At 61.6% G+C, this 22,628-nt stretch carries 24 protein-coding genes; 8 read left to right on the forward strand and 16 right to left on the reverse strand.

Annotation, left to right across the window (positions count from 1 at the left end; translation table 11 throughout):
- The first annotated feature begins 293 nt into the window (after positions 1 to 293).
- Positions 294 to 1,019: a hypothetical protein gene (locus V5F23_RS00090; protein WP_123579299.1), complete on the forward strand. Its 726-nt coding sequence runs from the start codon at positions 294 to 296 to the stop codon at positions 1,017 to 1,019.
- Positions 1,020 to 1,291: 272 nt separating this feature from the next.
- On the forward strand, positions 1,292 to 2,080 hold the full coding sequence (locus V5F23_RS00095; protein WP_042732102.1) for an SDR family oxidoreductase: 789 nt from the start codon (positions 1,292 to 1,294) through the stop codon (positions 2,078 to 2,080).
- 36 nt (positions 2,081 to 2,116) lie between these two features.
- Here V5F23_RS00095 and V5F23_RS00100 read toward each other — a convergent pair whose 3' ends face one another.
- Both V5F23_RS00100 and V5F23_RS00105 read right to left on the reverse strand, forming a co-directional pair.
- The gene (locus tag V5F23_RS00100) at positions 2,117 to 3,250 is read right to left on the reverse strand and encodes a GGDEF domain-containing protein (RefSeq protein WP_047739365.1); all 1,134 of its coding nucleotides are present in this window, start codon (positions 3,248 to 3,250) and stop codon (positions 2,117 to 2,119) included.
- Between the two features lie 133 nt (positions 3,251 to 3,383).
- A complete protein-coding gene (locus V5F23_RS00105; RefSeq protein ID WP_338497194.1) occupies positions 3,384 to 3,947 on the reverse strand; it encodes a TetR/AcrR family transcriptional regulator in 564 nt (187 codons plus the stop codon).
- A gap of 149 nt (positions 3,948 to 4,096) precedes the next feature.
- Here V5F23_RS00105 and V5F23_RS00110 point away from each other — a divergent pair, with 149 nt between their 5' ends.
- Complete coding sequence (locus V5F23_RS00110; protein ID WP_338474073.1) at positions 4,097 to 4,795, forward strand: glutathione S-transferase; 699 nt, start codon at positions 4,097 to 4,099, stop codon at positions 4,793 to 4,795.
- 221 nt (positions 4,796 to 5,016) lie between these two features.
- Here the strand turns inward: V5F23_RS00110 and V5F23_RS00115 are convergent, their stop codons facing one another.
- Positions 5,017 to 5,391: a lysozyme inhibitor LprI family protein gene (locus V5F23_RS00115; RefSeq protein ID WP_080922152.1), complete on the reverse strand. Its 375-nt coding sequence runs from the start codon at positions 5,389 to 5,391 to the stop codon at positions 5,017 to 5,019.
- A gap of 116 nt (positions 5,392 to 5,507) precedes the next feature.
- On the reverse strand, positions 5,508 to 6,065 hold the full coding sequence (locus V5F23_RS00120) for a hypothetical protein (RefSeq protein WP_052497400.1): 558 nt from the start codon (positions 6,063 to 6,065) through the stop codon (positions 5,508 to 5,510).
- Positions 6,066 to 6,658: 593 nt separating this feature from the next.
- On the opposite strand from V5F23_RS00120, the gene V5F23_RS00125 reads away from it, so the two are divergent.
- Both V5F23_RS00125 and V5F23_RS00130 read left to right on the forward strand, forming a co-directional pair.
- On the forward strand, positions 6,659 to 7,015 hold the full coding sequence (locus V5F23_RS00125; RefSeq protein ID WP_042732795.1) for a DUF6124 family protein: 357 nt from the start codon (positions 6,659 to 6,661) through the stop codon (positions 7,013 to 7,015).
- Between the two features lie 319 nt (positions 7,016 to 7,334).
- Positions 7,335 to 7,757, forward strand: coding sequence for a DUF805 domain-containing protein (locus V5F23_RS00130; protein WP_338497196.1), 423 nt, complete (start codon positions 7,335 to 7,337; stop codon positions 7,755 to 7,757).
- 84 nt (positions 7,758 to 7,841) lie between these two features.
- On the opposite strand, the gene V5F23_RS00135 is transcribed toward V5F23_RS00130, so the two are convergent.
- The 3 genes from V5F23_RS00135 to V5F23_RS00145 form a co-directional block, all read right to left on the reverse strand.
- On the reverse strand, positions 7,842 to 8,615 hold the full coding sequence (locus V5F23_RS00135; RefSeq protein ID WP_123579305.1) for a MetQ/NlpA family ABC transporter substrate-binding protein: 774 nt from the start codon (positions 8,613 to 8,615) through the stop codon (positions 7,842 to 7,844).
- A gap of 75 nt (positions 8,616 to 8,690) precedes the next feature.
- A complete protein-coding gene (locus V5F23_RS00140; RefSeq protein WP_041024679.1) occupies positions 8,691 to 9,365 on the reverse strand; it encodes a methionine ABC transporter permease in 675 nt (224 codons plus the stop codon).
- Positions 9,365 to 10,372, reverse strand: a complete 1,008-nt coding sequence (locus V5F23_RS00145; protein ID WP_047739361.1) for a methionine ABC transporter ATP-binding protein — start codon at positions 10,370 to 10,372, stop codon at positions 9,365 to 9,367. Before V5F23_RS00145 ends, V5F23_RS00140 begins: the two co-directional genes overlap by 1 nt.
- A 208-nt stretch (positions 10,373 to 10,580) precedes the next feature.
- Between V5F23_RS00145 and katE the strand changes: the two genes are divergently transcribed.
- Positions 10,581 to 12,719: a catalase HPII gene (katE, locus tag V5F23_RS00150; protein ID WP_053148179.1), complete on the forward strand. Its 2,139-nt coding sequence runs from the start codon at positions 10,581 to 10,583 to the stop codon at positions 12,717 to 12,719.
- A gap of 118 nt (positions 12,720 to 12,837) precedes the next feature.
- On the opposite strand, the gene V5F23_RS00155 is transcribed toward katE, so the two are convergent.
- From V5F23_RS00155 to zur, 4 genes are read right to left on the reverse strand one after another with little or no spacing between them, the layout of a single operon-like run.
- Positions 12,838 to 13,551, reverse strand: a complete 714-nt coding sequence (locus V5F23_RS00155) for a PA5502 family lipoprotein (RefSeq protein ID WP_042731206.1) — start codon at positions 13,549 to 13,551, stop codon at positions 12,838 to 12,840.
- A gap of 37 nt (positions 13,552 to 13,588) precedes the next feature.
- Positions 13,589 to 14,377 carry a zinc ABC transporter permease subunit ZnuB gene (gene znuB, locus V5F23_RS00160; protein ID WP_338474076.1) on the reverse strand — a complete coding sequence of 263 codons (789 nt, stop codon included), beginning with the start codon at positions 14,375 to 14,377 and terminating at the stop codon, positions 13,589 to 13,591.
- Positions 14,370 to 15,152 (reverse strand): zinc ABC transporter ATP-binding protein ZnuC, encoded by a 783-nt coding sequence (znuC, locus tag V5F23_RS00165; RefSeq protein ID WP_338497201.1) that lies wholly within the window; start codon positions 15,150 to 15,152, stop codon positions 14,370 to 14,372. The genes znuB and znuC overlap by 8 nt, the downstream gene beginning before the upstream one ends.
- A complete protein-coding gene (gene zur, locus V5F23_RS00170) occupies positions 15,152 to 15,634 on the reverse strand; it encodes a zinc uptake transcriptional repressor Zur (protein WP_042731209.1) in 483 nt (160 codons plus the stop codon). Before zur ends, znuC begins: the two co-directional genes overlap by 1 nt.
- Before the next feature lie 66 nt (positions 15,635 to 15,700).
- Here zur and V5F23_RS00175 point away from each other — a divergent pair, with 66 nt between their 5' ends.
- Positions 15,701 to 16,624, forward strand: a complete 924-nt coding sequence (locus V5F23_RS00175; RefSeq protein WP_338474078.1) for a zinc ABC transporter substrate-binding protein — start codon at positions 15,701 to 15,703, stop codon at positions 16,622 to 16,624.
- A gap of 20 nt (positions 16,625 to 16,644) precedes the next feature.
- Here V5F23_RS00175 and V5F23_RS00180 read toward each other — a convergent pair whose 3' ends face one another.
- From V5F23_RS00180 to def, 5 genes are all read right to left on the reverse strand, one after another.
- Entirely contained in the window at positions 16,645 to 16,956 is a 312-nt protein-coding gene (locus V5F23_RS00180; RefSeq protein WP_338474079.1) for a tetratricopeptide repeat protein, read from the reverse strand.
- A gap of 150 nt (positions 16,957 to 17,106) precedes the next feature.
- The gene (gene trkA, locus V5F23_RS00185) at positions 17,107 to 18,480 is read right to left on the reverse strand and encodes a Trk system potassium transporter TrkA (RefSeq protein ID WP_042731211.1); all 1,374 of its coding nucleotides are present in this window, start codon (positions 18,478 to 18,480) and stop codon (positions 17,107 to 17,109) included.
- Between the two features lie 24 nt (positions 18,481 to 18,504).
- The gene (rsmB, locus tag V5F23_RS00190; protein WP_338497207.1) at positions 18,505 to 19,815 is read right to left on the reverse strand and encodes a 16S rRNA (cytosine(967)-C(5))-methyltransferase RsmB; all 1,311 of its coding nucleotides are present in this window, start codon (positions 19,813 to 19,815) and stop codon (positions 18,505 to 18,507) included.
- Entirely contained in the window at positions 19,812 to 20,771 is a 960-nt protein-coding gene (fmt, locus tag V5F23_RS00195; RefSeq protein ID WP_338497209.1) for a methionyl-tRNA formyltransferase, read from the reverse strand. Before fmt ends, rsmB begins: the two co-directional genes overlap by 4 nt.
- Before the next feature lie 71 nt (positions 20,772 to 20,842).
- Positions 20,843 to 21,349: a peptide deformylase gene (gene def, locus V5F23_RS00200; protein ID WP_042731214.1), complete on the reverse strand. Its 507-nt coding sequence runs from the start codon at positions 21,347 to 21,349 to the stop codon at positions 20,843 to 20,845.
- A gap of 181 nt (positions 21,350 to 21,530) precedes the next feature.
- On the opposite strand from def, the gene V5F23_RS00205 reads away from it, so the two are divergent.
- Entirely contained in the window at positions 21,531 to 22,556 is a 1,026-nt protein-coding gene (locus V5F23_RS00205; protein WP_053148195.1) for a LysM domain-containing protein, read from the forward strand.
- The last annotated feature ends 72 nt before the right edge of the window (positions 22,557 to 22,628 follow it).

Consider the following 22,628-nt stretch of genomic DNA (forward strand, 5'->3'; position numbering starts at 1 on the left):
ATAAATCCGTCCCCTTTTGTCCTCAATAAATCCGTCCCCTTTTGTCCTTTTGTCCGCTCAACATAGATGCAAGCAGACTCACCGCTATCGCGAGCAAGCTCGCTCCCACAGTTTTTCCAGGCTGTTTACAGGCATTGCATCGTCATAAATCCCTGTGGGAGCGAGCTTGCTCGCGATAGCGCCCTAACAGCCGCCACATAACTAACTGACTTCACCTCACGCCATCTCCCTTCCTAAAGCTCGGTCCCCGGCTGTCGATAACCCGATGTATCCGCCAATCATGGACCGATGAAATGGAACTCACCCTTAGCGCCGCCTCTATTGCACCCGCCAACACCCACCTCACCCGCTCCGGTCAGACGTTGGTCACTCATCCTCCAACAGGCTCTGTAAAGGAGCTGGCAAGCGCTGGCCCAGCAGCCATCTACCACCCCAGTGAAGAAACCCAGACCGTGGAGCAACCACTGGTGGCCATTACCACCTGGGTCGGTCGATCCCAATCGCCAGATTTTCCTCGCTATGCCGCGATCGCCGAGAGCGCGAAAAACACGTTGAAAACCTCCTTCGAGGCATTCCAGTCAACGCTGTCGGCAACCCACCCGGATTTGGCCAGCAAGAAATACGGATTCACCGTCGAGGCCGATGGCAAGCTGAAAGTACTCAATACCGCCGGGCAGCTCAGCACCTCGGAAACCCAGCGCCTCACCGACCTGCTCAATGAATCCACTGATTTGAAAGCCAATGCCAGCGCCTTGCGCGACGCCTCCATCGACATGGTGGATGCCGACTCGCCTTGGTCTGGCAGCTATCTGGGCCGCTACAATCTGACCAAGGAAAACTTCGCCAGCACCATCGACCTGGCACCGCTGCTCAAGCGCGCCGGTTCGGTGCCGCCGCAGGAATTTTCGGACGGGCTGTTTTTCAACCAACTGGCGCACAAAGGCGAACTGGCGACCCAAGAGACGGAAGCCGCGATGCTTGAACGGCGTGCCGCGCAGCGATTCAGCGCGCAGGCCTGAAAGCCGGGTCTACCGAATCGTGGGGTGAGGGAGCTTGCTCCCGCCGGGCTGCGCAGCGGCCATTCCCATGATCAGCTATGAGCTGGCGGTGCGGTCGGCTTCCTGATGGTTGTTTGATCACGAGGAGGCGCAAAGCCTCAATCGTGTCCATGATTAAGGGCCTGCGATATCGGCGACGTTGGGATGGAAAAGCCATCTCTAAATCCGTCGGACTACCGTTCAGTCAGAAATATCGCACTTCCTCTGGTTCATTAATCAAGGAGTTCCCCCTCATGAACATCGATTTCACCGGACGTCAGGTCTTGGTCACTGGGTCCACCAGCGGTATCGGTTTTGCGACCGCCAAAGGTTTTCTCGACGCCGGCGCTCATGTAGTCATCAACGGTCGCAGCCAGAGCAGCGTGGACGACGCATTGCAACGCCTGGGCGGCCTTGCTGCCAAAGCCGAAGGCTTTGTTGGCGACCTCAGCAACGAGGCAGGTTGCCGGGCATTGGTCGCCAAGTACCCGCGCTTTGATGTGGTGATCAACAACCTGGGCATCTTCAAGTTGGAAGACTTCTTCGAAACGCCGGACAGCGAATGGCAGCGTTTCTTCGAAACCAACGTCATGTCGGGCGTGCGGGTTTCCAGGGCCTATGCGCCGGGGATGGTCGAGCGGGGTTGGGGGCGGATTGTGTTTGTGTCGTCTGAGTCGGGTGTGAATATTCCCGCCGACATGATCCACTACGGCTTCACCAAGACCGGCCAGCTTTCAATTGCTCGCGGCTTGGCCAAGCGCCTCGCCGGCACGGGCGTCACGGTAAACTCGGTGTTGCCTGGGCCGACGCTTTCCGAAGGCGTTGCCCAGATGCTCCAGGCCGACGTCGAGCGCACCGGGGACAGCCTGGAAAAGGTCGGGGCGGATTTCGTCAAACAGCACCGCAGCACCTCGATCATCCAGCGGGCGGCGCGTGTCGAGGAAGTTGCCAACATGATCATCTATGTCAGTTCGGAACAGGCTTCGGCGACCACCGGGGCGGCGCTGCGCGTGGATGGCGGTGTGGTGGACAGCCTTGTCTAGCGGGGTGCAGCGGCAGACCTGTGGATAACTGCCGGTTTACGACGGCTGCGCCACCGCCACCTGATTGCGCCCCAACGCCTTCGCCTGGTACAGCGCCTTGTCCGCGTTGTTCATCAGGCCATTAAGGTCTTTATGCCCCGCCGCCGTGGAGGCAACGCCAAGGCTGGCGGTGATGCGTTGGACGGGGTCGACCTTCAACCCGGCAATCGTCGATACGAGCGTCTGCGCAATGTCGATGGCCACTGCCAGGGAGGTGTTGGGCAGCAAAATGGCGAATTCTTCGCCGCCGAGCCGGCCGTGGATATCCGTGGCACGAAACGACGAGCTGATGACCACGCCCATCTGCCGCAAGACCTGATCCCCCACTTGATGACCGTAGGTGTCGTTGATGTGCTTGAAATGGTCCATGTCCAGCATCACCACGCACAGTTCCAGGCGATGGATCTTGCAGTCGTGGTAGAGCCGCTGGGCGTGTTCGAAGAACGCTCGCCGGCTCTTCAGGCCGGTCAGTTCGTCGGTTTGGGCGGCACGGGTCGAGATGCTGTTGGCCTGCTCCATTTCCCGGGTCAGGCGGAAGGCGGTTTCCAGGGCCTTGGACATTTTCCGCGTGGCGCGGGCGGCGAAGGCGGCGAACACCAGGATCGAAAGGGCCAGGCCCATTTGCATCGTGGACGGCTGGACCAGCAGCCAGGCGGTGCACGGCAACAGCACCAGGCCGATGGAAACGAGGGTCATGTCGCGGTAGGCCGAGTAACAGGCCACTGCGCTGACGGACATGCCGACCGAAAAGAGCATGACCAGCGCCTGGGACAACAGATCGTCCGCCGGCATGATCACGAAGGCCCCGCCCCCCCAGACGCTGGCGGACAGCACCAGCGTGGCCCAATACCTGCGCTCCCAGCGTTGCGGTGTGCGCTCACTTTGGGTGCTGCGGAAATAGGCCACGAACATCGACAGGCGCAGCAGCGTCGTACCGGTCAGGATGCCCAGCCACCAGAGGATCACGCTGTGTTCAAGGCGGTCCCAGCACAGCCAACTGAGCATGATGGCCGCCAGGTAGCTGCCCAATACCGCTGAAACCGATTGGCGGAAGAGTTGCTGCAATCGATCGGTTCGCACCTGCTCGGCGATGAAGAAATCCTGGTCACTCCGAGATCCTAGGCAATCCATGTGATTCACCTGAGCCTGACGCAAAAAAAGAACGATTGTGGCACCTCGCCAGCAACGCAAACAACCGAATTACGCACGTAGCCTGCGCAAAGTCGCGCGGCTGGGAAACCACCTGGGCAAAGGGCGCCGACAGTCAGGCTGGAATCAATCCCGCTTCCTGGTAACTGGCTATCAGGTCATCGAACAGGTCGACGTCCATCCGCGTTCGTGCAATCAACTGCGCGCCCGCGACGGCGGTGTAGATGGCCAAGGCTCGACGCTCGCAGGCTTGCGGGGTGCCGGCGCTGGCATCGACCAGCACTTGGGCCAGCCACGTCACGTTGACGTCCGCATACGCCTTGACCTCTCGCATCACTTCTTCGGGCAGGTCTTCGGATTCGGCCGCCATGAAGCTGGACAGGCACAGCCTGTTGCCGTTCTTCAGCGAGCTGCGAAAAATGGAAGGGTAGCGCCGCAGGCACTCAGCCGGATCGGGGTGGGCGGCGCGTATCTGCTCCAAAGCCTGGCGCGTGTCTTGCCAATAGCGTTCGGCGACCGCGGCACCCAGACCGGCCTTGCTCGGGAAGTGGTAGTAGATGCTCGCATTCTTGATGCCGACTTCTTCGGCAATGCTACGGAAATTGATCCCGCTGTAACCGTGCAGTTGGGCGGCTGATCGGGCCGCCGCCAAAATGGCCTCTCGAGCATTTTCGTTCACGTTTGTCACCTCGCTTCGAGATTCAAATGGATCAGAGGCAGGGATTCTACGCCCATCACCGCTTACCTGCCAATTGTCAGGTAGGGGCTTGACGAGGTAGAAAATAAGGCTCAGTCTTTGCCTACCAACTGACAGGCAGGGACACAATCATGACCGCTCCGCAGCAACGCAGTGACGCTTCTTCAACGCCCGCTACGCTGAAAATCTACGACTGGTTCAACGGCCCCTACCCCGCCCGCGTGCGCATCGCGCTGGTGGAAAAGGGCTTGCTGTCGAACGTTGAGTTCGTACCGATCAATCTCTGGACCGGCGAGCACAAGGCACCTGAATTCCTGGCCATCAACTACTCCGGGACATTGCCCGTGCTGGAGCTGGATGACGGGACGCGAATCGCCGAGTGCACGGCCATTACCCAGTACCTGGATGGCCTGGACGGTGAGCCGACGCTGACGGGTAGGACGCCGCTCGAGCAAGGCATCATCCATATGATGACCAAGCGCGCCGAAATCGAATTCCTCGATGCCGTCAGCGCCTACTTCCACCACGCTACGCCGGGCCTGGGCCCGCAGGTCGAGCTGTACCAGAACGCTGAGTGGGGCCGCCGGATGGGTGACAAGGCTGTCCGCGGCATGCGTTATTTCGACAACCTGCTCAAAGACCAACCCTACGTGGCGGGCGACGCGTTTTCGATGGCCGACATTGCCGTGTTGGGCGGCATGATCTTCGCCTCGCTGGTGCAACTCCCCGTGCCCGAGGACTGTGTCGCGCTGCGCGCCTGGCACGCCAGGATGCAACAGCGCCCCAGCGTCCAGGCATGGCGTGCGATGGTCGAGCGCGGTGCCGCGTAGCAATGAGAATGCCTCGTCAGCGGCCACGGGCGAGTTGAGTGCCTGGCTGGCGAGTCGGGTGTTGGATCGCGGGTGAACCCGCCAAAGAAAAACCCGACGCTTACGTCGGGTTTCTCTTTGCGGCTTTTCGCTTGTCCCGCGAATGAGTCACGGGTGCGAAAGGGATGCAGCGCACCGTTGAATGAGCGAGAGCAAGCTCTGCATGCTCATTGTTTTACGGCTTACTCGACTTGCGACAGCTTGGCGTCGTCGCAACCAGCGGCACGGCACTCGCGCTCGACAGCCTTGAGTATGACGATACGCGCCTCGGTCTTCTCATTGGCACAGTCCAGGTAGAGCAGGCCATCGTTGGAGCAAGCGCTGTCACGATTTTTGATCCACTGGATTTGCGCGGCTTTCACCTTTTTCTTCTGATCCGGGTTCAGCGCACTCATCGTCTTCTTGTACTGTTCATTGATCTCCTGATCCGACTGAACCATTTTCAGCGACGCGCAATAGGTTCTGTCGTAGGCGTTTCTAGGGTTATCGCAGCTCATCGCGAATGCAGATGCCGATGCCATTGCCAGCAACGCCCCAACCAACAAAGACTTGATCACTCACTTCTCTCCCTGAATGCCCTCTATTGATTAGAGGTCGCGGCGGGGAATCTATCATGAGGGTTGGAGAACAATGAAGTACAACTGCAACGCCCTCGCCGCCGCGCTAGCTGTCGTTACAGCTTTGACGCTCTCGACCAAAGATCGAGGTCGCTGCTGCACGCCGCGACGATGTAGTTCCCACACCAGGAGAATCCGAACGCCCTCACGTGTTCTTTGTAGATCACCGTGCAATCCTTTTGATGACCCTCCATCAGGGCATCCTTGAAGGGTTTGCTTAGAATAAGGCGGTTTTCAGGCCAATCCGGAGAAACCAACTCCAGCCCTTCCCCGGCCATGTTGCCGGTGGGCAAGCCACCGCCCTGTAGGCCACACAGCGGTACGACTTCATCGGCGATCACGCCAATGCCCTGGCAATGCAACCCGAGCTCACTCAAGCCCGCATATTCTTCATAGTCGCGCTCAATTTTTTCTCCTGTGTCGCAGTGCACAACACTCCGACCCGAGCTTGAGACAACCAGCAAATAAGGACCTTTCTGCGAGAAACCTACCGATAGCAGCCCGCCGACGGCTATCGAGGTGACATGAGTCCAACCCTCGGGGTTCGCGTTAACCGGGATCTGGTCGATGAGTCGTATCAAGCGCTTTCGATTGTCTTCGTGTAATGAATTCATGAGTGCCTGCGGATAAGAAAGAGTAAGTTTTATTCTGTCCTCGGCTCTTCCTTCTCTGGCCGAAAGACAAGTAGCTACCAAGTATCGAGCGGGGCATTCCCGAGTCGGTCAACATTCGTGGCGAGGGAGCTTGCTCCCGCTGGGCTGCAAAGCAGCCCCAACCACCCTGAAAAACTCCTACAGACAAAACCGCAAAGCCAATTCAAACCCCAAGCGCAAACCCACCTAGCCCCAATTTGCAGGCCAAACCCAAGCCCTGTTTATCCTCCCGCCGCTAACCGACCGCCAGGCTACCCAACCTTGCGTCATTGCCTACAACTACGCCAGAATCTGCCCGCTTGTGCACCTTGCCCCTGGGCTCTATCGTTTTCCTGCCACTGCCCATCAGTGGTCGGGTTTAGTAGCCCGCGGTATTTAGTAGGTGCATTAGCTCCGTCAGACAGGCTTCTCCATGCCTATATTTGATGGCGGTTGTGCGCAGGGCGCCCTCGGGCGCGCCGGCTTGCTAAGTCCCCGGTCTACTAACCTGCGTACAGCTGCCTCCCCTTGTTTAGTAGCTAGAGGGTTGCGGCTTCACCTACAGGACTTAGTAAATGTTCAAACCTACACCGAATCCGCCAGAGGCGGACCAAGCTTCCTCGCGAACCAAATCCAAAGCCAAGAAACACGACGAAGCCACCAACCGCGTCTTGGACTATTACCTGCTACCAAAATCAGAAGATGCGTCCCAACCGGGCCAGCTCTTCACCGTCGCAAAAAACGCCGACAACGAATGCCTGCTCGCCAACCTCAGCGAAACCCTGGCGGCAGCCGACGCGATGGTCAGCAACCTGGCCTTCGACCTGGAAGGCTCACGTCGTCATATTGCTCTTGGTATCCAGCAGTTGATTGAGTTGAGTTCGTTGCTGGCTAACCGAGTGTTAGATAACGTCGAGCCGCGAAACGGGTAAGCCGTTAAAAGAAAACCCGATGCGTTATGTCGGGTTTTCGCCCCCCTTTACACGATAGTGTTTTCTCTTGAGTTTGATGCCGGCCTTCGATTAGATACGAGGCGTAAACGTTGTGACGTGAATAGCACCATCAAAACACAAGGGAACAGCGCTAAATGGCAAGGATAGAACCGGTTTTCGGCAGCATCAGCAGCGAAATCGAAAACCATACAAACCGGGCGACGCTCAACTGATTGACGACGAGGTTGTCACGTTTTCAAAACCCAGAATTCTTGATTTTTCCGGACGTATTTCTCTGGCGCGCTTCTGGCTGATTCGTGTGCCCTTGGTGCTGGTTCTTCCGTGCATTTTGCTGGCGTTCTTTATGGTGGGGTTGCGCCATCAACTGGTGGTTTTGCTGATAGTTGGTGTCACCGTTGTCGTTCCTGCCATCCTGCTCGACGTGTCTCTACTGGTACGCAGGGCACGTGATATAGGCTCGAGTCCGATAATATGGGGAATTCTCAGCGTGTTCCCTGTTATCGGCTTTTTGATAACGCTTCCGCTCGTCATGCTTCCGGGGCGTAAAGCGATTAATAAATACGGCCCGCCCAATCCACCTCTCTCGACGTTGGTAAAGCTACTTACCGCGCTTTTGGTGGTGCTGGTGCTTGTAACTTCAACCGTGCTAGTTGCGTATTTTCCCGAATACCACCCAGAGGCACTCTACGAGTGGTTTTTTAACGCACTGGTTCAGGCATAACGCACAACGCTCATCCTCCAAACAAAAACGGGGAGATGCATTCCCATGCATCTCCCCGCCTTCACTCATTCATTACGTTTCAAATCAAAACGCCGGCAATACCGCGCCTTTGTACTTCTCAAGAATAAAAGCCTTCACTTCCGGGCTATGCAGCGCAGCAACCAGCTTCTTCATCGCCTCACTGTCCTTGTCATCCTCACGCGCTACCAGGATGTTCACGTAAGGCGAGTCGCTGCCTTCGATCACCAGCGCATCCTTGGACGGATCGAGCTTGGCTTCCAGCGCGTAGTTGGTGTTGATCAGCGCCAGGTCGACCTGGGTCAGCACGCGTGGGATGGTCGCGGCTTCCAGTTCACGGAATTTCAGGTCCTTGGTGTTCTCGGTGATGTCTTTGATGGTCGACAGGATGTTGGTCGGATCCTTGAGCTTGATCACCCCGGCTTTGGCCAGCAGCAACAGCGCACGGCCGCCGTTGGTGGCGTCGTTGGGGATGACCACGTTGGCGCCGCCCGGCAGTTCGTCGAGTTTCTTGTACTTGCTGGAGTACGCGCCCAGAGGCTCCAGGTGCACGCCGGCCACGCCCACCAGGTGGGTGCCCTTGGCCTTGTTGAATTCATCCAGGTAAGGCTTGTGCTGGAAGAAGTTGGCGTCCAGGCGTTTTTCGGCGACTTGTACGTTGGGCTGGATGTAGTCGGTGAAGACCTTGACCTTGAGGTCCACGCCTTCCTTGGCCAATGCCGGTTTGACGAACTCGAGGATTTCCGCGTGCGGTACCGGCGTTGCCGCGACGCTCAGGGTCTCGGCGGCGTGGGCGGAAAAGGCTGCGACGGCAGCGAAGGCAACCAGTAACTTCTTCATTCAGCTAACTCCTTGTGAGTGCCCGCTTGCGGCACCTGCCAGCGAATGGCTGGCTCATGGTTTTGGCACGACGCCTTATTTTCTAGAGAAATGCACAACCAGCTTGTCGCCCACGGTTTGCAGGACTTGCACCAGCACCAGCAGCAACACCACCGTAACCACCATGACATCGGTCTGGAAGCGCTGGTAGCCGAAGCGGATCGCCAGGTCGCCCAAGCCACCGGCGCCCACCACACCGGCCATGGCCGTGTAGGACACCAGCGTGATCGCGGTCACCGTAATCGCGGCAAAGATGCCCGGACGGGCCTCCGGCAGCAAGGCATTGACGATGATCTGCCGGGTCGTTGCGCCCATGGCCTGGGTCGCCTCGATGATGCCGCGGTCGACTTCGCGCAGGGCGGTTTCCACCAGACGGGCAAAGAACGGTGTCGCACCGACCACCAGCGGCGGAATCGCCCCGGCCACGCCCAGCGAGGTCCCGGTAATCAATACCGTGAACGGGATCATCACGATCAACAGGATGATGAACGGCAGCGAGCGCAGGATGTTGACGATCAGCGACAACAGCGCATAAACGCCGCGGGCTTCGAGCAACTGGCGCGGGCTGCACAAAAACAGCAGCACGCCCAGGGGCAGGCCGAGCAGCACGGTGAACAACAGCGAGCCGAACAGCATCAGGAAGGTGTCGCCGGTGGCCAGCCAGATTTCCAGCCAGTCGATGTTTGCAAAGAAATTCGTCAGCAGTTCCATCAGCGCAGCACCTCCATGTGGACATCGGCCGCGGTGAAGCGGGCGAACGCCGCCTCCATGTCACCGCCGGTGATGGCGAGGGTCAGTTGCCCGTAGGGGGTGTCTTTGATGCGGTCGATGCGCCCGGCCAGGATGCTGTAGTCCACCCCGGTTTCCCGGGCGACGGTGCCGAGCAATGGGGCGTAGGTCGCATCGCCCTGGAACGTCAGACGCACGATGCGCCCGGGCACGTGGGCAAAATCGTCGCGCTGTTCGCTTTCGTCGATCTGCTCGTCTTCCTGGACGAAACGCTTGGTGGTCGGGTGCTTGGGGTGCAGGAACACCTGGGCCACCGGCCCCTGCTCGACAATCACGCCGGCGTCCATCACCGCCACTTCATCACAGACCCGACGAATCACGTCCATTTCATGGGTGATCAGCACGATGGTCAGCTTCAGCTCGCGGTTGATTTCGGCCAGCAGTTGCAGCACCGAGGCGGTGGTCTGCGGGTCCAGCGCGCTGGTGGCTTCGTCGCACAGCAAGATCTTGGGCTTGGTCGCCAGGGCACGGGCGATGCCGACGCGCTGCTTCTGGCCGCCGGACAATTGCGCCGGGTACTTCTTGGCGTGGTCGGACAAGCCGACGCGGGCGAGCAACTCGGCGACGCGCTGGTCGATTTCGCTGCGGGACAATTCGCCGGCTAGCGTCAGTGGCAGCGCCACGTTGTCGGCCACGGTCTTGGAGGCCAGCAGGTTGAAGTGCTGGAAGATCATCCCGACCTGCTGGCGAAAGCGCCGCAGGCCGCCTGCGTCCAGGGCGGTGACTTCTTCACCGTCGACGATGATCTTGCCGCCGCTGGAGTCTTCCAGGCGATTGATCAGGCGCAGCAGGGTACTTTTTCCCGCACCGGAATGGCCGATGAGGCCGAAGACCTGACCGTTCTCAATCGTCAGACTGGTCGGGTGCAGGGCGGGGATATCCTTACCGGCGACCCGGTAGGTTTTATGGACGTTTTGAAACTCGATCACGTAGCGAACCTTGTGGGGCGCGTTGGAAAAAGATCAGCGGTTAGCCGGGCGCGCATTTTAGCCTGTCCGTATAGAGGTTCTTAGCATTTATTTGCGATCTGACCTGTCATTTGGCAATAACGCGATCAAAGGCATAAAAAAGGAACACCGCCTGGCGGTGCGGGTCACTCCTAAAGCAGCCACAGATCGCAAAGAGGAGTGACGCCTGATGAGCACCAACAAGCCCCCGGTCGACAAGAGCCAGTTGGCCGGGACCGACACCCTGGACCGCGGCAACACCAACGCCAAGCTCGACAGCCTGGAAACCTTCCGCTCCGACGCCACCGAACAGGCGTTGCGCACCAATCAGGGCGTGAAAATCGCCGACAACCAGAACACCCTGCGCGCCGGCGCCCGTGGGCCGTCGTTACTGGAAGACTTCATCATGCGTGAAAAGATCACGCATTTTGACCACGAGCGCATCCCGGAGCGTATCGTCCACGCCCGCGGCACTGGCGCCCACGGTTACTTCCAGAGCTATGAAGCCCATTCGGCGCTGACCAAGGCCGGTTTCCTACAAGACCCGAGCAAGAAAACGCCGGTGTTCGTGCGGTTTTCCACTGTGCAGGGCCCACGGGGTTCCGGTGACACGGTGCGGGACGTACGCGGTTTTGCGGTGAAGTTTTTCACCGACGAAGGCAACTTCGACCTGGTAGGCAACAACATGCCGGTGTTCTTCATTCAGGACGCGATCAAGTTTCCCGACTTCGTCCATGCGGTCAAACCCGAGCCGCATAACGAGATCCCTACCGGTGGCTCGGCCCACGACACCTTCTGGGACTTTGTCTCGCTGGTGCCGGAGTCGGCCCACATGGTGATCTGGGCGATGTCCGACCGGGCCATTCCAAAAAGCCTGCGCAGCATGCAAGGCTTTGGCGTGCACACCTTCCGCATGATCAACGCCGAAGGCCGCAGCAGTTTCGTCAAATTCCACTGGCGACCCAAGGTCGGCACCTGTTCCCTGGTGTGGGACGAAGCCCAGAAGCTGGCCGGTAAAGACACCGACTACCACCGTCGCGACCTGTGGGAAGCGATCGAGATGGGCGACTACCCGGAATGGGAGTTCGGCGTACAGATCGTCGCCGAGGAAGACGAGCACAAGTTCGACTTCGACCTGCTCGACCCGACCAAGATCATCCCCGAAGAGCTGGTGCCCATCACGCCCCTGGGCAAAATGGTGCTGAACCGCAACCCGGACAACTTCTTCGCCGAAGTCGAGCAGGTCGCCTTCTGCCCTGGGCACATCGTGCCGGGTATCGATTTTTCCAACGACCCGTTGCTGCAAGGTCGACTCTTTTCCTACACCGATACGCAAATCAGCCGACTCGGTGGGCCGAACTTTCATGAGTTGCCGATCAACCGTGCCATCACTCCGGTGCACAACGGCCAGCGTGACGCCATGCACCGCACCACCATCGACAAGGGGCGCACGTCCTACGAGCCGAACTCCATCGACGGCGGCTGGCCGAAGGAAACCCCGCCCGGCCCGCAGGACGGCGGCTTTGAGAGTTATCCGGAGCGCATCGATGCCCACAAGATCCGCCAGCGCAGCGATTCGTTCGGCGATCATTTCTCCCAGGCGCGGCTGTTCTACAAGAGCATGAGCCCGCATGAGCAGGAGCACATCATCGCGGCCTATAGCTTCGAGCTGGGCAAAGTGGAGCGGGAGTTCATCCGGGCGCGGCAGGTCAACGAGATCCTGGCCAACATCGACCTGGAACTGGCCGGGCGAGTAGCGAAAAACCTGGGTCTGCCGGCGCCCACCGCTTGCACCGTGGACGTGCCGACGCCTTCGCTGGAGAAATCCCCGGCCCTGAGCCAGGCGAACCTGCTCTCGGGCGACATCAAGACCCGCAAGGTCGCGGTGCTGGTGGCTGATGGCGTCGATGGCGCGATCATCGATGCGCTCAAACAGGCATTGGAGGCCGAGGGCGCTCACGCCAAGGTCTTGGGGCCGACCTCTGCGCCGGTCACCACCGCCGATGGGCAAACGTTGCCGGTGGACGCGTCCATGGAAGGGATGCCGTCGATTGCCTTCGACGCGGTGTTCGTCCCGGGCGGCGCGCAGTCCATCCAGGCGCTGAGCAGCGATGGCGTGGCGTTGCATTACCTGTTGGAAGCCTACAAGCACCTGAAGGCCATCGCCCTCAACGGGGAAGCCCGGCAGTTGCTGGTGCTGTTGAAGCTGGAGGCGGACGCCGGGCTGATTCCCGACGCGGATGCCAGCAAGTTCCAGGCATTCTTCGACGCGATTGCGCAACACCGGGTGTGGGCGCGGGAGCCCAAGGCCAAGGCGATTCCGGCTTGAGGAGTGTCTGAAAAAGGCTCTGTTGCCTGTCAGTACGCCATCGCGAGCAAGCTCGCTCCCACAGGGTCCTGTGATGAATCACTGAACCTTGTGGGGGCGAGCCTGCTCGCGAGGCTTTTTAGGATTTGCGCGGTGTAAGAACCACCTGCGCCGGCACGCTGCGCAGGATCTGCTTGCGCAGCTTCAAGTCGAACTCGGGGTCGAGTTTCTTGACCCGCTTGGTCAGCAGTGTCGCCAACCACGGATAATCATCGGTGCGCGGTGCCTGGATGCTGACATCACATTGGTAATTCACCACATCGGCGGCAATGGCATCCAGTTGGCGACGCATTTGCTGCACATCGGCAATGTTCAACGCCACGGTGGTGCTTTCGGCGCTGGGGTCGATCAGCTTGGCGACCGGCTTGGCTTCGGCCGCCTTGAGGGCCGCTTCGGCTTTGTCCAGGTCAGCCTTGCGCGCTTGTGCAATGGCGCTGTTGACCTCGCCGGTAAGCGCTGGGGCCTTGGGCATCAAGGCTCGGGCACGGCTCAGGGCGGTGGCGGCGGCGTTGACGTCACCCTTTTGCAGGTCGATCTGGCTGCGGCGCAGATACGCCTCGGCCAACTGGCGTTGGAAGGGTTCCAGCGACGCATCTTCAGGCGATTGGGCCTGCAAGGTGGCCAGTTGGTCTTCAGCGGTGGCCAGCTCATTGGCGGCCAGGCTTTGTTCCAGCTGCGCGATGGCCGGGCCCCGGGTATCGGGGGCCTCGGTGACCGGCGGCGTACTCTGGCAAGCGCCCAGTAGCACTGAAAGCGCGACTAGGAGCAGATAACGGGAGGCGAACGGCTTCATTCCTGCGACTCTCTATTTGCGCAAAAAGCGAGCAAGTCTACACCCCTCGACGAGGCAGGACAAAACTCAGCAGAAACAGCGCGGCGGCGCTGACCACGATCGATGGGCCGGCCGGAGTATCCTTGAACCAGGAAAGGGCCAGCCCGCCGCACACCGCGAGCATGCCCAGCAGGCTCGCGCCCAGGGCCATCTGCTCCGGCGAGCGGGCGTGACGTTGTGCCGCAGCCGCCGGAATGATCAGCAACGAAGTAATCAGCAACACACCGACGATCTTCATGGCCACGGCGATGACCACCGCAATCAACAGCATCAAGGCCAAGCGCAGCCCCGTCACGGGCAGGCCTTCGACCCGCGCCAGTTCCTCGTGCACGGTGACGGCCAGCAGCGGGCGCCAGAGCGCTACCAGGAGCGCCAGCACCGCGGCACTGCCCCCCAGGATCCACGACAGGTCGACCGGGCTGATGGCCAACAGGTCGCCGAACAGGTAAGCCATCAGGTCGATGCGCACATCGTGCATGAAGCTGAGCACCACCAGGCCAAGGGACAACGTGCTCGGTGCCAGGATGCCCAGCAGCGTGTCGGACGCCAGCGGCTGGCGCTGTTGCAGCGTCACCAGCACCACCGCCAGCAACAGGCAGCCCACGGTCACCGCCACCGCCGGGCTGACGTCCAGTAAAAAGCCCAGGGCCACGCCGAGCAACGCCGCGTGGGACAAGGTGTCGCCAAAATAGGCCATGCGCCGCCAGACCACGAACGAACCCAGGGGCCCGGCCACCAGCGCGAGGGCCAGGCCTGCGAGCAGGGCATACAACAGAAAATCAGCCATGCTTGCAGCCATCTCCGTGAACATGGGGGGTAACCGGCGCACCAATGACCACCGAACCGTGCAGGTCGTGGGCGTGGTCATGGTGGTGGTGATAAATCGCCAGGCTTTGTGCGTTCTTTCCGAACAGCTCGACGAATGCCGGGTCGCCGCTGACCTGCTCGGGGTGCCCGGAGCAGCAGACGTGACGGTTGAGGCAGACCACCTCGTCGGTGGTGCTCATCACCAGGTGCAGGTCATGGGACACCATCAGCACGCCGCAACCGTGCCGGTCGCGCAAGCGGGTGATCAGGCTGTACAGCTCAGCCTGGCCCGCCACATCGACGCCTTGGACCGGCTCGTCGAGTACCAGCAGCTCCGGCTCGCGCAGCAGCGCCCGGGCCAGCAGCACGCGTTGCATCTCGCCGCCGGACACGCTTTGCACCGGGCTGTCGATGACCTGTTCGGCCCCGACTTCGTTGAGCGCCGCCAGGGCGCGCTCGCGATCGACACCTGGGACCAGGCGCAGGAAACGCAGGACCGACAGCGGCAGCGTCGGATCGACGTGGAGTTTTTGCGGCATGTAGCCGATCCGCAGCTTCGGCTTGCGCCAGACGTGGCCGCTGTCGGGCTTGAGCAAGCCCAGCACGGCGCGCACCAGGGTGGTCTTGCCGGCGCCGTTGGGGCCGATCAAGGTCACGATCTGCCCGGGTTCGACGCTCAGGTGGATGTCATCCAGCACGTTCTGCCCGGCGAACTTGACGGCCACCTGCTCGAGGCGGATCAACGCGTTGCTCATCAGGCCCCCTGGCAGCCGGAGCAGAGGCCGACCACTTCGACGGTCTGGGTGTCGACCACGAAACCGACATCCTGGGCGCTGGCGATGATCGCATCGCTGATGGATTTCTGTTCCAGCTCGATGGCGGCGTGGCATTCGCGGCAGATCAGGAACTGGCCCTGGTGGGCATGCTCCGGGTGGTTGCAGCCGACGAAGGCGTTGAGCGAGGAAATGCGATGCACCAGGCCGTTTTCCAGCAGGAAATCCAGCGCCCGATACACCGTCGGCGGCGCGGCGCGGCGGCCATCCTGCTCGCTGAGTACCGCCAGGATGTCGTAGGCGCCCAGCGGCTTGTGGCTTTGCCAGACCAACTCCAGCACCCGGCGGCGCAACGCCGTCAGGCGCAACCCTTGGCGTGCGCAGATGGCATCGGCCTCGGACAGCGCGCTGTGCACGCAGTGGGAGTGATCATGGGGGCGACTGGCAAGGGGTGTAATAGGCATGGGCAGCGACGAGTTCAGTGAGAGACGTTATTATGTTACCCGTTCTCGCCTCTTCGAGTGGTCATCGTGTCCCGATTTTTTTTGCTCTTTGTCGCTTTTTTCGCCAGTTTCCTGTTGATTGCCCCAGCCCAGGCCGAGGTCAAGGTCCTGACCAGTATCAAGCCGTTGCAACTGATTGCCGCGGCGGTGCAGGACGGTGTGGGCGTGCCTGAGGTGCTGCTGCCGCCCGGCGCTTCGCCCCATCACTACGCGCTGCGGCCCTCCGATGTACGCAAAGTGCAGTCGGTGGACCTGCTCTACTGGATCGGCCCCGACATGGAAGGTTTCCTACCGCGGGTGTTGAACGGTCGTACGGCGCCTTCTGTCGTGCTGCAGGACTTGCCGGGACTCAAACTGCGGCATTTCGCCGAGGACAGCCATTCCCATACCGACGAGGATGGCGACGAGCACGATCATGATCACCGTCCTGGCACGATCGACGCGCATCTGTGGCTTTCGCCGCTCAATGCCCGAGTGATCGCCGCAAAAATGGCCGCGGACCTGAGCGCGGCCGATCCAGCCAATGCCTCGCGCTATCAAAGCAACCTTGGGAGCTTCAACCAGCGTCTCGACGCTCTGGACACACGCCTCAAGGGCCGTCTGGCCGGGGTCGCGGGCAAGCCGTATTTCGTTTTCCACGAAGCGTTCGACTATTTCGAAGACCACTACGGCCTCAAGCACACCGGGGTGTTCGCCGTGGCGGCCGAAGTCCAGCCCGGTGCCCAGCACGTAGCGGCGATGCGTACGCGCTTGCAGGCCGTGGGCAAGACCTGCGTGTTCAGCGAGCCGCCCCTGCGGCCACGCCTGGCTGAAACCCTGGTGGCCGGGTTGCCGGTGAAGCTGGCGGAACTGGACGCGCTGGGTGGCTACACCCCGGCGACCGCGCAAGGATACGAGCAACTGCTGGAAAAACTGGGCAATGACCTGGCGGGGTGCCTGGAGTCGCTATAAGGCGACGCGCTCCAGCGGCGTCAGGCTTGTCGGTCGAGTTTCTTGAGAAACACGGTCATTTCTTTCTCGGCCTGCTTGTCGCCATGGCCCCGGGCAGCGTCCAGGCCCCGCTCCCAGGCCGCGCGCGCCGCCGCAAGATCCCCCCGGCCCTGATGCGCCTTGCCCAACAGTTTCCAGGCAGCCGAATACTGGGGGTCGAGCTCGACGCAACGTTGCAGGTGCTCGGCGGCACGGGGGAATTCGCCAAGGTCGAGATAGCCCTTGCCCAGGCCGAAGCGCAGCAACGGGTTATCCACACCCTTGGCGAGCATTTTTTCCAGGGAGTCGAGCATGGTTGGCGTCCTTGAGAGTTGTGTCAGGGGTTGATCGGCTGCGAGTCAGATGGCTATCGCGAGCAAGCTCGCTCCCACTGGGAATGTACTCCACCTGTGGGGGCGCGCTTGCTCGCGATGAGGCCATTTACTGTCACGGCGGATCCTGGGTCAGAAAAAGCTCAACCCCACATGGAACAGCTTCTCGACATCGCGAATGTGCTTCTTGTCCACCAGGAACAGGATCACATGGTCGCCCGCCTGGACCACTGTGTCGTCATGGGCAATCAACACTTCTTCATCGCGGATGATGGCGCCGATGGTGGTGCCCGGTGGCAGGCCGATGTCGCGGATGGCCTTGCCGATCACTTTGCTGGATTTGGCATCGCCATGGGCAATCGCCTCGATGGCCTCGGCCGCGCCCCGGCGCAGGGAGTGCACGCTGACGATGTCGCCGCGCCGCACATGCGCCAGCAAGGTGCCGATGGTCGCCAGTTGCGGGCTGATGGCGATGTCGATGTCGCCGCCCTGGATGAGGTCGACATAGGCCGGGTTGTTGATGATGGTCATCACCTTCTTCGCCCCCAGGCGCTTGGCCAACAGTGACGACATGATGTTGGCTTCGTCGTCGTTGGTCAGGGCCAGGAAGATGTCGGCATCGGCGATGTTCTCTTCCAGCAGCAGGTCCCGGTCCGAGGCGCTGCCCTGCAGCACCACGGTGCTGTCGAGGGTGTCCGAGAGGTAGCGGCAGCGGGCGGGGCTCATCTCGATGATCTTGACCTGGTAACGGCTCTCGATGGCTTCGGCCAGGCGTTCGCCGATCTGCCCGCCGCCGGCGATCACGATGCGCTTGTAGCTTTCGTCGAGGCGGCGCATTTCGCTCATCACTGCGCGAATGTTCGCCTTGGCCGCGATGAAAAACACCTCGTCGTCGGCTTCGATCACCGTGTCGCCCTGGGGCAGGATCGGCCGGTCGCGGCGGAAGATCGCCGCCACACGGGTCTCGACATTGGGCATGTGCTCGCGCAGTTGGCGCAGTTGCTGGCCCACCAACGGGCCACCGTAGTAGGCCTTCACCGCCACCAGTTGTGCCTGGCCTTCGGCAAAGTCGATCACCTGCAAGGCCCCCGGATGCTCGATCAGGCGCTTGATGTAGTTGGTCACCACCTGCTCGGGGCTGATCAGCACATCCACCGGGATGGCTTCGTTGTCGAACAGGTCGGAACGGGTCAGGTAGGCCGCTTCGCGCACCCGGGCGATCTTGGTCGGGGTGTGGAACAGGGTGTGGGCGACCTGGCAGGCGACCATGTTGGTTTCATCGCTGTTGGTGACGGCCACGAGCATGTCGGCATCGTCGGCCCCGGCCTGGCGCAGTACCGTCGGCAATGAGCCCCGACCCTGCACGGTGCGGATGTCGAGACGGTCGCCCAGGTCCCGCAGGCGTTCACCGTCGGTATCGACCACGGTGATGTCATTGGCCTCGCTGGCCAGGTGTTCCGCCAGCGAACCGCCGACCTGCCCGGCGCCAAGGATGATGATTTTCATCCGGTCACTCCTTTCGAATCGGTCTTAACCGCGCGCGGCGGCGATCTTGATCAGCTTGGCGTAGTAGAACCCATCGTGGCCGCCCTCCTGGGCCAGCAACTGGCGGCCATGGGGCTGCTTCAGGCCGGCCTGGCTGGCGATGTCCAGCTCCCGGGCACCGGGGGTGCGGGTGAGGAAGGCCGCGATCACGTCGGTGTTCTCGGTCGGCAGCGTCGAACAGGTGGCGTACAGCAGGATGCCGCCGACATCGAGGGTCTGCCACAGCGCGTCGAGCAGTTCGCCCTGCAACGACGCCAGGGCAGCGATGTCGTCGGGTTGGCGGGTGAGCTTGATGTCCGGGTGGCGGCGGATCACCCCGGTGGCCGAGCACGGTGCGTCCAGCAGGATGCGCTGGAACGGCTTGCCGTCCCACCAGGCACCGGTGTCGCGGCCGTCGGCGGCGATCAGCTCGGCGTCCAGGCCCAGGCGCTCGAGGTTTTCCTTGACGCGCACCAGGCGCTTGGCTTCCAGGTCGACGGCCACCACGCCGGCCAGCTTCGGCTCGGCTTCGAGGATGTGGCACGTCTTGCCACCCGGCGCGCAGCAGGCGTCCAGTACCCGTTGGCCGGGTGCCAGGTCCAGCAGGTCGGCGGCCAGTTGGGCCGCTTCGTCCTGGACGCTGATCCAGCCCTCGGCAAAGCCCGGCAGCGCGCGGACATCACCTGGGGTCTCCAGGACGATGCCGTCGCGGCTGTACACGCACGGCGCGGCGGTAATGCCGGCCTCGCCCAGCAAGGCCAGGTAGGCATCGCGGGTGTGGTGCCGACGGTTGACCCGCAGGATCATCGGCGGATGGGCATTGTTGGCCGCGCAAATGGCTTCCCACTGCTGGGGCCAGAACGCCTTCAGGGACTTTTGCAACCAGCGCGGGTGGGCGGTGCGCACCACCGGGTCGTGTTCCAGCTCGGCCAGCAGGGCTTCGCCTTCGCGTTGGGCGCGGCGCAGCACGGCGTTGAGCAGGGCCTTGGCCCAGGGTTTTTTCAGCTTGTCGGCGCAACCCACGGTTTCGCCGATGGCGGCGTGGGCGGGCACGCGGCTGTAGAGCAGTTGATACAACCCCACCAGCAACAGCGCCTCGACGTCCGCGTCGGCGCCCTTGAACGGTTTCTGCAACAGCTTGGCCGCCAGGGCCGACAGCCGTGGTTGCCAGCGGGCGGTGCCGAAGGCCAGGTCCTGGGTGAAGCCGCGATCACGTTCTTCGACCTTGTCCAACTGGGTCGGCAAGGCACTGTTGAGCGAGGCTTTCCCGCTGAGCACGGCGGCGAGCGCCTTGGCGGCGGCCAGACGCGGGTTCATGAGGCGTCCGCCGCTTGGCCCAGCAGGGTGCCGACGGCGAATTTCTCACGGCGGCTGTTGAACAGATCACTGAAGTTCAGCGCCTTGCCGCCGGGCAATTGCAGGCGCGTCAGGCACAGCGCCTGCTCGCCGCAGGCCACGACGAGGCCGTCCTTGCTGGCGCCGAGGATTTCACCGGGAGTGCCCTTCCCTGCGCAAAGGCTGGCCGTCAGCACTTTCAGGGCTTCACCGTTCAGGGTGCTGTGGCAGATTGGCCACGGGTTGAACGCGCGCACCAGGCGTTCCAGTTCTACCGCCGGACGAGCCCAGTCGAGGCGAGCCTCGTCCTTGTTCAGTTTGTGCGCGTAGGTGGCGAGGCTGTCATCCTGCACCTCGCCCGCCAACGTACCGGCGGCCAGGCCGGCAATGGCCTGGACCACGGCCGGCGGGCCGATGAGCGCGAGGCGATCGTGCAGACTGCCGCCGGTGTCTTCGGCGCTGATGGGGGTGCTGACCTTGAGCAGCATCGGCCCGGTGTCCAGGCCGGCTTCCATGCGCATCACGGTCACGCCACTTTCTGCGTCACCCGCTTCCACGGCGCGCTGGATCGGCGCCGCCCCGCGCCAGCGTGGCAGCAGCGAGGCGTGGCTGTTGATGCAACCCAGGCGCGGGATGTCCAGCACCACCTGGGGCAGGATCAGGCCGTAGGCGACCACCACCATCAGGTCCGGTTTCAGCGCGGCCAATTCGGCCTGGGCTTGCGCGTCGCGCAGGGTCGGCGGCTGCAAAACCTGGATGCCGTTCTCCTCGGCCAGTTGCTTGACCGGGCTGGGCATCAGTTTTTGACCGCGACCGGCCGGGCGATCGGGCTGGGTGTAGACCGCGACGATTTCATGCGGGCTGGCCAGCAGGGCCTTGAGGTGTTCGGCGGCAAATTCGGGGGTGCCGGCAAAGACGATGCGCAGTGGCTCAGTCATGGGAGGCTCTCAGTTACACAGCAGTCGCATAAAGAAAAAGGCTTGCCGTGGCAAGCCTTTGAAGGAGGGCATCAAGCATTCTGGCGATGAAGTTTTTCCAGTTTTTTCTTGATCCGGTCACGCTTGAGGGTCGACAGGTAGTCGACGAACAACTTGCCGTTGAGGTGGTCACACTCGTGCTGGATGCACACCGCCAGCAAGCCTTCGGCGATCAGCTCGTAGGGTTGGCCGTCGCGGTCCAGGGCCTTGATCTTGACCTTCTGCGGGCGGTCGACGTTTTCGTAGAAGCCCGGCACCGAGAGGCAGCCTTCCTGGTATTGCTCCATCTCGTCGGTGAGGGTCTCGAACTCGGGGTTGATGAACACCCGTGGCTCGCTACGGTCTTCGGAGAGGTCCATCACGACGATACGCTTGTGCACGTTGACCTGGGTCGCGGCGAGGCCGATGCCTGGCGCCTCATACATTGTTTCAAACATGTCATCGACCAACTGACGCACTTCGTCGTCCACTACGGCCACCGGTTTGGCGATAGTGCGCAGGCGCGGGTCCGGGAATTCGAGAATGTTCAAAATGGCCATAAGCTTGATAAATGCACGTGTGAGGTAAAGTCGGGTGGCTGGCCTGGCGTGTCTTGGGATGCAGGCTACCGTTGTAAAACGTTGTTCCGAGGCGCTGCCGCTTGAAGCAGGGCGCCTGACGGAGCGAGCCACGGGGGCTCTGGCGTTTTACGCGAACGCACATAATAAAGGGATTCACCGCATGAGGAAATCACTACTCGCCCTGCTGCTCCTGGCCTCGGCCGGTATCGCGCACGGGCAAGTGCAACTTCGGGAAGGTTTTCCCCAGCAATACACAGTGGTGACGGGGGACACGCTGTGGGACATTTCCGGCAAATACCTGCGCGAACCCTGGAAATGGCCAGAACTCTGGCAGGCCAACCCCCAGGTCGAAAACCCCAACCTGATCTATCCCGGTGACACCCTGTCGCTGGTCTATGTCGACGGCCAGCCCCGGCTGACCCTCAACCGCGGCGCTTCGCGGGGCACCATCAAGTTGTCGCCGCGGGTGCGCAGCTCGCCGGTGGCCGATGCCATCCCGAGCATTCCCCTGCAAGCCATCAACAGTTTCCTGCTGAGCAATCGCATCGTCGATCGGATCGAGGACTTCGACAAGGCCCCCTACGTGGTCGCCGGCAATGCCGAGCGGGTCTTGAGCGGCGCGGGTGACCGGGTCTTCGCCCGTGGCACTTTCGACCCGAACGAGACCGCGTACGGCATCTTCCGCCAGGGCAAGGTCTACACCGACCCCGAGACAAAGGAGTTTCTGGGCATCAACGCCGATGACATCGGTGGCGGCGAGGTGGTGGCCAGCGAAGGCGACGTCACCACCCTGGTGCTGCAACGCACCACCCAGGAAGTGCGCCTGGGGGATCGCCTGTTCAGCGGCGAGGGCCGCTCGATCAACTCGACCTTCATGCCCAGTGCGCCTGAATCTGCCATCAACGGGGTCATTCTCGATGTACCCCGGGGCGTCACCCAGATTGGCGCGCTGGATGTAGTGACCCTGAACAAGGGACGCCGCGACGGGCTCGTCGAGGGCAATGTGCTGGCGGTGATGAAGACCGGCGAAACCGTGCGCGACCGCATCACTGGCCAACCGGTCAAGATCCCGGATGAGCGGGCTGGACTGCTGATGGTGTTCCGCACCTACGACAAGCTCAGTTATGGCCTGGTGCTGTACGCCTCGCGTTCGTTGGCGGTACTCGACAAGGTCCGTAATCCATAACGTCTCTCACAAGTTACCAACAGAGTTATCCACAGCTTGTTCCCGTTTACGCGGGGCTTATTACGATCAAGG

It is taken from the genome of Pseudomonas sp. WP18, from assembly GCF_036689585.1.
GTDB classification, from domain to species: Bacteria; Pseudomonadota; Gammaproteobacteria; order Pseudomonadales; family Pseudomonadaceae; genus Aquipseudomonas; species Aquipseudomonas chlororaphis_E.